Source organism: Niveispirillum fermenti, assembly GCF_052474395.1.
On record NZ_CP156681.1, the window covers coordinates 1,801,877 to 1,813,952 of the forward strand.

General features: G+C 67.7%; 1 protein-coding gene (only partly in view). It reads right to left on the minus strand.

What is annotated here, in order from left to right; all coding sequences use genetic code 11:
- Positions 1-12,076 carry the final stretch of an autotransporter-associated beta strand repeat-containing protein gene (locus tag ABC728_RS19725; protein WP_416618540.1) on the minus strand. 15,008 nt of this gene lie beyond the right edge of the window, so the window shows 12,076 of its 27,084 coding nt (coding positions 15,009-27,084); its start codon lies off the right edge, out of view — the gene reads right to left on this strand; its stop codon occupies positions 1-3.

The window sequence follows — 12,076 nt, forward strand, 5'->3', positions numbered from 1 at the left end:
TCAGCGGGCAGCGATGGGGTGGGTGCCTGCCGGCAACCCGGACAGACTGTTCAGCAGGGCGAGGCCATCGCGATGGATGGCGGTCGTGGATGCGGCGCGGATGGCTGTGGAGACGGCCTGCTTGCCGACGGGCATGTCGGCAAGGGCGGCCTGCTGGTCGGCCAGGCGCAGGGTGAGGCGAATGGTTTCGCGCTGTCCGTCACGGGTGGTGGCGGTCAGTTCGATGATGATGCGGTCCGGTGTTCCGGGTGGCGGCCTGTCGCGCAAGGCCAGTGTCCCGGTGCGTGCGTCAAAGGCCAGCCAGGCGGGAAGCGGGCGCCCGCCCGCCAGACCGGCCGAAATCGCCAGGCCGCTGTCGTTCGTGGCGAAAGTGCCGGCCGGCAGGGTGTAGTGCCCCTGTCCCGTGGCGGGATCGATGCTGATGCGCCCGGTGATCCGGGGTTCCGGCGTGCGCAGATAGGGGCGCTCGCCGGGTTCGGGCAGGCGTGTGGCGACGAAGCCCGACGGCTCGCTGATCCGGAATTGGATACCATCGATACGGGCGGGGTCCAGCGGGTCGGTGCCGAGCGCCCGGCCGGTGATGAAGCCGGCCATGACGATCGGCTGCGCGCCCGCCTGCAGGGAGGCGGCGCCCATGTCGATGGCCGGCGCCACCATGAGAGGCGGTTCGATGCCTGTGTCATAATCCGCACCCGGCCCGCTATACGGCATGACCGGGGTGGGCAGAATGGCGACCGCATCCTGCGTGATGGTCAGCGTGACCGTGCGGCTGGCCGTGGCGCCCGCCGCATCGGTGGCCGTCACGGTGATGGTCCGCTGGCCGACACCGCCGAAATCGGGGATGCCGCGGATCGTGCCGGTTGCCGCGTCATAGGCCAGGCCGGGCGGCAGTCCGGTGATGGACAGCGTCAGACTGTCACCCAGATCGGGGTCGGTGAACAGGCCGGCGGGCAGGGTGTAGGCATAGGCTGCACCGGCCCGGCCGGCAGGCAGGGTCAGGGGCGTCGTGGTCGCGGTGGGCGCGTCGTTGCGACCTTCGATGGTGATGGTGAAGCTGGCGCTGTCCATGGCGCCATTGCTGTCGGTGATGGTGTAGCGGACGGTTTCGGTATAGGCGGCGCCTTCCGGCATTTCGCCATAGGCGCCGCTGGTATCGATGCTGTAGGTGCCGTCGGCCTGGATGGTGACGCGGGCCCCGGTCTGCAAGGTGATGGTGCGCCCGACCAGGGTGCTGTCGCCATTGATGGCCGTGATGCGGATGGTATCCCCGGCATCCGGATCGGTATCGTTGGCCAGCAGGCCCGTGGCGGCATTCGCGGTGACGGTGGTTCCCGCCGGTACACGGACGCTGTCATTGCCCGTCTGGGGAGCCTGATTGGCGATGACGGGCAGGTCGAGGGTCCGCGTCACGGCCGGTGTCGTTCCGTCGGTGACGGTGACGCTGAGACGTGCAGCCGTCGTTCCGGCCGGCGTGGTGGCGGTGAGGCCGGCCAGCGCCTGATTGACGGCACTGGTGGCGCCGGCCAGCACGACGGAACCATCGGCGTTGCGGGTGACAGTCAACCCCGCGACGGCGGGGACATCCAGAAGGGTGGCGCTGCCGGCCGACAGGCTGACGGTGAGGGTGGCGCTATCGCGGTCGGCGACGCTGATGCCGGTGATGCTGCCTGTCTGGCCGGCCCGCAGCGGATCGGGCTGGGCCGGAAGGCTGACGGTCGGCTGCGCCGCGACGGACAGGGTGAGCGTCCGGGTCGGATCGGGGCTGAGCGGATCGCTGTCGCCGGCCTGGATGGTGATGCTGGCGCTGGAGGCGTTCGCATCGGCGGTGATGGAAAGCCCCGCCAGGGTGGCGTTGATGTCGGCGACGGAACCCGTGATGCGCAGGGCACCGTTGCCGGCATCTGCGACATTGGCGCCGCCGACCGCCGATAGTGCAAGGGTGGCCCCGGCAGGGGTGAGGGTGACGGAGAGCGTGTCGCTGTCGGCATCACCGACCGTGATGCCGGCAAGCGGCTGCGAAATGCCTGCCGTGATGCGCCCGCTGTCAGGCAGGGTGATGGTGGGAGACTGCACGACGCGGATGAAGATCAGGTCGCTGTCATCGGGTGTGACGGCGTCCTGATCGCTGCTGGTGATGCGCAGGCTGGCCTCACGCACCGTGGTCAGCGCCGTGAAGTCGATGGTCGCCAGGCTGGCATTGACATCGGCGGTGCTGCCGGTGATGTGCAGGGTTCCGTCCGCATCGCGGGTCACCGTGGCGGTACCGAAGGTGCGCAGGGAAACCTGACCATTGGTGGGCTTCAACGTGACGGCCAGGGTCGGGCTGTCACTGTCGCGCACACCGACGCCGATGATCTCGGTCGCCACGCCGCCGACGATGGTCGGCTGCACGGGCAGGCGGTTCTCCGGTGCGGATGCAACGCGGATGGACAGGGTGCGGTCCAGGTCGGCCGTGGCGGGGTCGCCATCGCTGGCCTGGATGCGCAGGCTGCCCGTCCTGGCGCCCGCCTCGGGCGTGAGGACCAGCGTCGCCAGCGTGGCGTTGACGGCTTCCACGCTGCCGGTAAGGGTCGTGACACCGTTGATGCTGGTGATGCTGGCCGGTCCGATCAGCGCGATGAAGCCACCGGTGGGTGTCAGGGTGACGGTGATGCTGTCGCTGTCGCCGTCCAGGATGGCGATGGTCGGGACACGGGTACTGACCCCGGCCAGGACGGCCAGGCTGTCGGGTCCGCGATAGGTTGGCGTGGTGGGATCGTTGTCGATGATGAGTGCGCTGGCCGCGGCGGTGCGGATATCGGCGCCGTTGCTGGCATTGGACAGGGTCAGGGTGAAGCGTTCGTCGGCCTCGACGCTGTCGTCGCCGGAAACTTCGACGGTGATGGTCTTGACGCTTTCACCATCGGCGAAGGTGATGGTGCCGGACGGCAGGGTGCCGCCGAAATCAGCGGCGTTCAGCCCGCCATCGCCGGACACCGACCAGTCGACACTGGTCTGACCTGCCAGGCTGCCTGAACGGGTGACCTGGAAGCTGTAGCTGGTGGACTGGCCGCTGTCGCCTTCCCGTGCCGACGGGGTCAGCGCGGTGACGGCGATACGGGCCGGAACGATGGTGCCGACCTGTGCGGCGGCGATGGCCTGGTCCAGCGTCTGGCCGGTATAGGCGGTCAGGGCCGTGTCCAGGCTGCCTGCCGCGACGCCGGCCTTGATGGCCAGGGCCGCGTCGCCCTGTGCCACGACCTGGACCTTTGCCATGCTGGACAGACGGTCCAGCGCCGTGCCGGCCGCATCGCGGGCATCCATGATGCGGGCATTGGCCTGTGCCGCCAGGGTGGCCGTGCCGGCCGACATGCCATCGGAGAGGGCAAGGCCCAGCCGCTGTGCCGCATTGTCCAGGATGGCCTGCAACGTGGGCTGATGCGTCAGGTCGAGCCGCTCGCCGGTTCCAAGGGCGTTGATGGCATCACCCAGGGCGGCCGTGATGGCGTTGCCGGCGGCCCCGGCGGCCAGGGTCGTCCCGTCTGCCCCCGCGGTGGCGGTAAGCAGGCTGGCCCCCTGCACGAGCAGGATGGAAATGCCGTTGGCCTGCGCCTGGGCGTTCAGGGCGGCGGCAATGGTATCCGCGCTGGCGCCGGTGGCGGTGGCGGCGTCGATCGGGTCGGTATTGAACAGGTCGATACCCGGATCGATGCCCAGTGCGGCCCGGACGCTGTCCTGTGCCGCCGCGAAGGCATCGTTGTCGGCGGCCAGACCGGCCGTGCCGGCGATGGCGGTGGTCAGGGGGTTGATCACCGTGGCGCGTGGCGGCGCAACATAGATGCCGTCGAACGCGATCCCGGTGGAGATGTCGCGCCCGCCGACCATGATGTAGGGGCCGTCGCCGCCGCTGATCTCGTAATTGCCGGCGGCGTCTGTGGTGGCGCTCACCTCGCCGGCATCCAGGATGCCGTTGCGGTTGGCGTCGGCGAAGACCAGGGCGCCCTGGATATAGCCGTCGATGGTCTTGCCGCGGACGGTATTGACCAGGATGTCGGCAAGACCCAGCAGGTTCCCGCCACTGTCGCGGACCTGGAAGCTGTCGGCCGCCCGGTTGCCGGCGGCATCGCTGACGATACCGTCCAGGGTGCCGGCGATGGTGATGCCGTCGCGGTCGACATCACCCGGTTGGACCTCATAGGTGAAGGTCAGGCGATTGGTCCCGCTGCCGCCGGCAAGCGTGGCCGTCCGCGTGGTATCCCCGACCAGCAGGGTGATGCTGGCACCCTGGGACGCGGTGACCGCCTCGCTGAACAGCAGGGTGACGGACAGGTCGTCGCCGGGGAAATAGGTGCCGGCCGCCGGGACCTCCACGCCGGTGACGGCGGGGGGCGTGCGATCGGTGTCGCGGTCCAGGATCGTGGCGCTGGCGCTGGCCGGGTCGTTGACCCGGGGCGACAGGCTCAGCCCGTCATGGCGCAGGTTGTCCAGCGAGACGGTGAAGGTCTCGTCTCCTTCCGCGATGCCGTCGGCCATGACGTCGATGGTGATGATCCGGCTGCTTTCGCCGGCGGCCAGGGTGACGGTGCCGCTGGGCAGGATGCCGCCGAAATCATTGGCATCGATGCCGTTTCCGGCCTCTACCCGGTAATCGACGGTGATGGTGCCATTCGTGGCGGCATCGGTACCGGCGGTGCGGAATATCTCGAACGTGAACCGTGTGATGCCGCCTTCCAGGGGTTCGGCCTGGATGGAGGCCGTGCCGGGGGCGTTGCGGATCGCGACGATCTGCTCCTCGGCGATGACCACCTCGACCGCGCCGTTCAGTTCGCTCTGCCCGTCGGAGATGGTGTAGGTCAGGATCCCGGCATTGCCGGAGAAGCCGGTATCGACATCGAACTGAAGCAGGGTCAGTTCCTGCGGGGTGAGCGTGTCACCGACATTGACGATGCTGCCATCGCCCCGCAGGGTCGCGCCGTTGCCCGGCAGGCTGGTGATGGTGATGGTGAGCGGATCGCCATCCGGATCGACGGGCATGTCGATGGAAAGGCCGACCGCACCCGCATTGCGGGCGATGACCACCTGCTTGGGCTGTTCGACGATGGGGTCGTTGTTGATGCCGTCGATGGTGATGGTGACCGTGGCGGTCGCGCTGGCGCCGGCCGCGTCGGTGACGGTGTAGGTGAAGCTGTCGGTGGCTGTCTGCCCGCCCGACAGATAGTTGAAGGCACCATTGGGATCATAGCGATAGGTGCCATCGGGATTGACGGTCAGCCGTGCGCCGGAAGACAGGGTGATGGCGGTGCCGACCGCCACGTCGCTGCCATTGACGGCTGTGACGCGCAGGCTGTCGGTCTGGTCGGGGTCGGTATCGTTGGCCAGGACGGACGGACCCGCCAGGACGGACAGTTCGTTGGTGCGGCCCGTGTCGGCATTGGCAACGGGACCCTGGTTGGCGCCCAGGACGGCGATGTCCAGCACATAGGTCGCCGACAGGCCGGAGGCGTTGGCGATGCGTAGGGTCACCGCCACATTGCCCGCGTCGCTGGCGTCCGGCATGCCCGTCAGGGTGCCGGTCGCGGCATCGATGGCCAGCCAGGCGGGTGCGCCTTCCAGGCTGTAGCGGAGCTGGCTGGTGTCACCGGTCGGGGCATCGGGATCGCGGATGCTGCCCGCCGGGGGAGTATAGGTGAAGGCCGTCCCGGCCGTGGCCGTGGCGTTGTCGCGGATGATGCTGGTGACGGGTGCATCGGCGACGGGGGCAATGGTGATGTCGATGACGCGGCTGATCACCGTGCCGTCGGGGGCGGCGATGGTCAGGGTCACGCTGGTCTGACCGAAGGCGTCGGGCTGCGGCGTGACACGCAGGACGGGGCTGCCATCCACCAGATCGACGCCGGCCGAGGCGACAAGGGCGGGGTCCAGCCCCGACAGGCCGAAGGTGAACCGGTCCAGCGGCAGGCCCGCGCTGTCCAGTGGCAGGGGCAGGCCGGCCCCGGCCTCGTCCTCGGCCATGGTCAGCGGGCCCGTCTCTCCCAGCACGGGCGGGTTGGGGGCGACGATCAGATCCAGCTCGGTGGTAGCGGTCAGCGGGGCGGCACTGTTGCCGGCCGCGTCGGTGAGGGTCAGTGTAACGGTCAGGATGCCATCATTCAGGCCGGCCAGGGACGGCAGGGTGATGGTGCCGTCGGCGGCCAGGGTGCCGGCGCCCGTCACGGGGGCACCGCCGGCGGCGGACGTGACGGTGTAGGTGTAGGTTGCCCCCGTCTCCCCGCCGGTGATGGTCAGGGTCGGCTGGTCAGCCGCCGTAATGCGTTGCAGCGGGATGGACAGGGCGCCCGTGGGCGGGGTCGTGTCCAGTACCGCCGTCGCAGTGACGGGCTGGCTGATATTCCCGGCTGCGTCCGTCTGCTGGATGGTCAGGGTCAGCGTACCGTCGGCCAGCCCCGCCAGGGAGCCGGGTACCAGGGTCTGGCTGGTCGCGGTCCAGATGCCCGAGCCGGTGATGGGCGTCCCGCCGCCAGACGAGGTGATGGTGTAGCTGTAGCTGTCACCGATGGTCAGGCCGGTCAGGCCCACAGTGGTGGTGCCGGCCTGCGCGCCGCCGATGAGGTTGGTGGAGAAGCTGGCGTTGCCGCCGGGCGGGGTCGTGTCCAGCAGCGTGGTGGCCGTGACCTCCATACCCTTGTTGCCGTCCGCATCGGTCAGGCTGAAGGTCAGGGTCAGGGTGCCGTCGGCCAGGGCCGCCAGGGTGCCGGGGCTGATGGTCATGCCGGCATCCGTGACGGTGCCGGTACCGGTGACGCTGCCACCGCCGCTGGAGGTGATGGTATAGCTGTAGGTGGCACCGACTTCCGCGCCGGTCAGGCCGATGGTCAGGCTGTCGCGGCCCGCGGCATTGACCAGCGGGCTGGACAGGCCGACGGCATAACCGGCGGGCGCCTGATCGTCGATGATGGTGATGGTGACATCGCCGGTCCGGCTGAGATCGGGGGTACCGCCATCATAGCCGGTGATGGTCAGCGTATAGCTGCCGGGGGGTACATTGCCGGTGGCGACCACCCGGCCGTCGGTGATCGTGAAATAGCCGTCATTGTTGCCGCTGTCGATGGTGTAGCGGAACGGGCCCGGCCCGTCCGGATCGACCATGGTCAGGGTGCCGATGGTGCCGCCGTTGCCGGCCTCGCTCTGCGTGATCTGGCCGCCCGTCAGGGAAAGGCTGGTGGGCGCGTCATTGACGGGGGTGATGGTGACCGTGGTCAGGCCGGTGGCCGACAAGGCGCCACCGGTGCCCTGCGCGCCGGTATTGCCGTCGTTGAAGCTGGTGACCAGGGTGACGCTGGCCGGGGGTGCGCTGGAGCCGTTGTCGTAGGTGACGGCGCGCAGCACCTCCTGAACATTGCTGGCCGTGGCATTGGCGTTGAAGGAAAGGCTGAGCACCCCGCCCTCGTTCAGCAGCACGGTGCCGATGGTGGTGGAGCCCAGCACAAGCGCCTGACCCGACACCATGGTCGCAAGGCTGCCACTGGCGGCGAACCGGTCATCGGCGTTGGCGCCGCCTGCACGCTGCACTGTCAGCGTGGTGCCGGCGAAGCTGCCGGAACCCAGGTCGGCATCACTGATGGTGGCCGTCATGTTGATCGTGACGGCGGTCCCCTTCTCCGTGAAGTCGATAATATTGGCATAATTGCCCAGGACGGGAGCATCGTTGACGGGCGTGACGGTCAGGCTGAAGCTCTGGTTGCTCAGCGTGACGCCGTCCTTGTCCCCCAGGGTGAAGATGAAGCTGTCGCTGGCCTGTTCGGCGCCGTTCTGACGATACTTGACGCGCCCGGCATCGATATCGGCCTGGGTGAAGCTGTTCCCCAGCCCCAGCGCCTCGCCGTCATCGACAAGACCGTTGGCATTGCTGTCAACGAACAGGGTGCCGTGCGCGGGGAGGGTTGTCAGCGTGTAGCTGAGCTGGGCGGCCGTCGAGCCGTCCGGATCGCTGGACGACAGCACGGCCGTACCGATCGTGACGGTACCGTTCTCGGCAACCGTCGTGCCGGCATTGGTGTTCACGACGGGCGGGCGGTTGCCCATGATGGTGATATCGTTGCTGTCGCTGCCGCCGGCCATGTTCAGCAGGAAATTGCCCGTCAGCAGCGCGTTGGTGACCAGCGTGGTGGAATTGTTCACCACGGGATCGGCATCACCATTCGCGATCAGGGCGATGACATTGGCCTGCAGGCCATAACCGCCCAGCGCTGTGACGGTCAGCGACGCATCGGCACCGATGGTCACCGTTCCGGCCACATCCACCTGGTCATAGTCGGCGCCGGCGGTATCCTTGCCCTTGTGTTCGAACAGGGCAGCTCCGTTCAGCGTCAGGTTGCCGCCGACGGTCAGCTTGCCGACCCCGTCATTGGTACCAGCGACACCGGGCGCCAGCGTGGCGCCGTTGGCGATGGTCAGGTCGCCGGTGATGGTGCCGGTGCCGGCCAAGGTGGCGCCGCTGGACACGCTGGCGTTCCCGGCTACCGACCCGGTGATGGACAGGGTGCCGGCCGACACCGTGGTGTCACCCGCATAGCTGTTGCTGCCGGCCAGGGTCAGCGTGCCGGTGCCGGTCTTGGTCAGGTTGCCGCTGCCGGCGATGGTGCCGGACAGGGCAACGGTGTCGGCATTTTCGATGGTGCCGCCCTGATAGCCCAGCGTGATGCTGTTGCCGATGGTGGCGGTGCTGCCCGTCACGGCCAGCGTGCTGCCGGTCAGGGTCAGCTCGCCGCTGCCCAGGTTGGTTCCGTCGGTGATTGAAAGGGTGCCGGCCGACACCGTGGTGCCGCCCGTATAGCTGTTGGTGCCGGCCAGGGTCAGGTTGCCGCTGCCGGTCTTGGTCAGGTTGCCGCTGCCGGCGATGGTGCCGGACAGGGTAACGGCATTGGTATTGCTGACGGTACCGGTGCCGGCGCCCAGGATGATGGCATTGTCGATGGTGACGCCCGACCCCGTGATGGTCAGGCTGGCGCCATCCAGCGTCACGTCCCCGGCCAGCAGGTTTCCGTCACCCGCCACCGACAGGGTGCCGCCATCGATCATTGTGGCGCCGGTGCCGGTGTTGGTGCCCGACAGGGTCAGGGTGCCGGCGCCGGTCTTGGTCAGGTCGCCCGTGCCGGTGATGTTGCCCGACAGCGTGACGCTATCGGCATTGCTGATCCTGCCGCCATTGCTGCCCAGGGTGATGGCATTGTCGATGGTGACATTGCTGCCCGTCACCGTCAGGCTGCTGCCATCCAGCGTCAGTGTGCCGCCCACCATATTGGCCGCAGTAGCAATCGTCACCGTCCCTTCACTTGCGCTCAGCCCGCCGGTGGCAGTCTGTGTCCCCGCCAGGGTCAGCACACCCTCCGCGACCTTGCTCAACAAGCCGCTGCCTGAAATCACCCCCGACAGGGTGACGGCGGCGCTGTTGCTGATGGTGCTGTCGGAGGACAGGGTGATCGCGTTGTCGATGGTGGTGGCACCGGTGACGGCCAGCGTGCCGCCGCTCAGCGTCAGCGCGCCGCCGCCCAAGTTGCCATCGCCGGCGATCGACAATGTGCCGGCCGTCACCGACGTCGTGCCGGTATAGGTATTGCTGCCCGACAGGGTCAGATTGCCGGCGCCGGCCTTGGTCAGGTTGCCGCTGTCGGAGATGATGCCCGACAGTGTGAGGCTGGCGGCATTGCTGATGGTGCCGCCGCCGCTGCCCAGGGTGATGGCGTTGGCAAGCGTGCTGCTGTTGCCGGTAACGGCCAGCGTGCCGCCATTCAGCGTGATCTGCCCGCTGCCGATATTGCTTGCATCGGTGATGGAGAAGGTGCCGGTGTGCCCGGCGGTTGTCGCGATGCCACCGGTCCAGTTGCTGGCGGTGCCCGACAGCTTGACCGTCCCGTTCCAGGCGTTGGTCAGGGTATGGCCGTTGCCGCCATCGCTGATGCCGCCGGAGAATTCCAGCGTGATGTTGCCCGGATCGACCAGGGTATTGCCATCCAGCGTGACGGCACCGGTGAAGGTGATGTTGCTGGAGGCATAGGTGCCCATGATGGCGCCATACCCGTCACCGACGCCACTGACGACCACGTCGTTGGCGATGTCGACCGCATAGTTGAAGATCAACTGCGCGCCATCGCTGATGGTGAGCGTGCCATACACATTGCCGTTGCCGGCATCGGGCCCGCCCAGCGTGGCGGTGCTGCTCTGGATGACGATACCGCCTTCGTTGATGTTGGTGTCGCCGGTATAGGTATTGGCCGCCGTCACGTGCAAACGGCCGCTGCCGGTCTTGGTCAGCGATCCGTCGCCGCTGATGACGCCATTGAACACGACGATGGACGTTTCTATCTCGATCGTGCTGTCGCTGGCCAGGATCACATTGTTGGTGATCGGCGCGGAGAAGCTCAGATTGCCGCCGCTCAGCAGCCGCAGGCTGCCGCCATCCAGCGTGATGGCGCCGGTGCCCAGATGCGATGTGCGGGAAATGCCAAGCGTGCCACCGGTGATGCTGGTGCCGCCGCCATAGGTGTTGGCGCCATCGCCGGCCGACAGGATCAGTTCACCCGACCCGGTCTTGGTCAGGGCGCCCGCGCCGGTGATGGCGCCCGACAGGGTGACGGTGTGGGTATTGCCGACGGTGCCGCCATTGCTGCCCAGGGTGATAGCATTGTCGATGGTGGCGTCGCTGCCCGTCACGGTCAGCGTGCCATTGTTCAGGGTCAGCGTGCCGCTGCCCAGATTGCCATCGCCCGCCACCGACAGGGTGCCGCCGGTGATGGTGGTCGCGCCGGTATAGCTGTTGGTGCCCGACAGGATCAGCGTGCCGCCGCTCTGCTTGGTCAGGCTGCCGCTGCCGGTGATGTTGCCGGACAGGGTCGTCGTCAGTGTGGCACTAAGCGCCGCCGAGCCGTTCAGGACGATGGCGTTGTCGATCGTGCCGCCATTGTTGACGATGGACCAGGTCGTCCCATCCTCCAGCGTGACCGCATCGGAACCCAGATTGGAATCCAGCCCCGCCGACAGGCTGCCGGCACTGATGGTCAGGGTGGTGAAGCCCTGGCTGTTGCCGCCCAGCGACAAGGTGCCGGCCCCGTCCTTGGTCAGGCCGAAGGCACCGCCGATATTGTTCGACAGCGACAGGGTGGTATCGGCATCCGCTGCCGAAACCGTCGCTGCCGCATCCAGGGTGATGGCCCCCGTGATCGAGACGGTGCCGTTGCCCGACGCGACCAGCGCGCCGGCATTGTCCACCCCCGTGCCGCTCAGCGTCAGCGCCTCGGCGATGCTGATCCCGGCAGAAATCTGCAAGGTGGCGCCCGATGTGACGACCGTGCCGCCTGCGCTGGTGCCCAAAGCAGCGTCATTGCCCACCACCAGCGTGCCCTCCGACACCGTGGTGGTGCCGGAGTACGTGTTGGTGCCCGACAAGGTCAGCGTGCCTGCACCGGTCTTTACCAACGTGCCGCTGCCGATGGATTGGGAAAGTACACCAGAGAAGGTCGCCGAATTGTCTACCTGGATCGTTCCACCAGGGGCCGTGGCGGCCAGAATAACATTGTTAGTAATGGTGACGCCCGTGCCTGTGACCTGCAGGGTGGTGCCGGTGGCGATGGCAATATGGCCAGTGCCCAGATTAGCGCCACTTGTCACGCTGAGTGTACCGCCCTGGATCTGGGTGTTGCCAGTATAGGTATTGTTGCCTGACAGGGTAAAGGTGCCGGTACCCGCCTTGGTCAGCCCGCCGCTGCCCCCGGCACCATCCTGGATCACGCCGGAGAAACTGTTGGAGGTATCACCGCCCACCGTCAGCGTGCCGTCATTCAACGAGACAGTGCCCGCGCCCGACAATCCGCCCACGGTCTCGTTGTCCAGATACAGCAGCAGTTCGGCGCCCGCCGCCACCGTCACCGCGCTGGTATCGGCGATGGCAGCGCCGCCCTCAATCTGCAGCGTCCCAGCAGAAATCGTGGTTGTGCCAGTATAGGTATTGGCCCCGGTCAGGGTCAGGGTGCCCGTGCCCGTCTTGGTGATGCCGGCACCGGTGCCCGCGATCACGCCGGAGAAGACCGAATTGCTGTTGTCG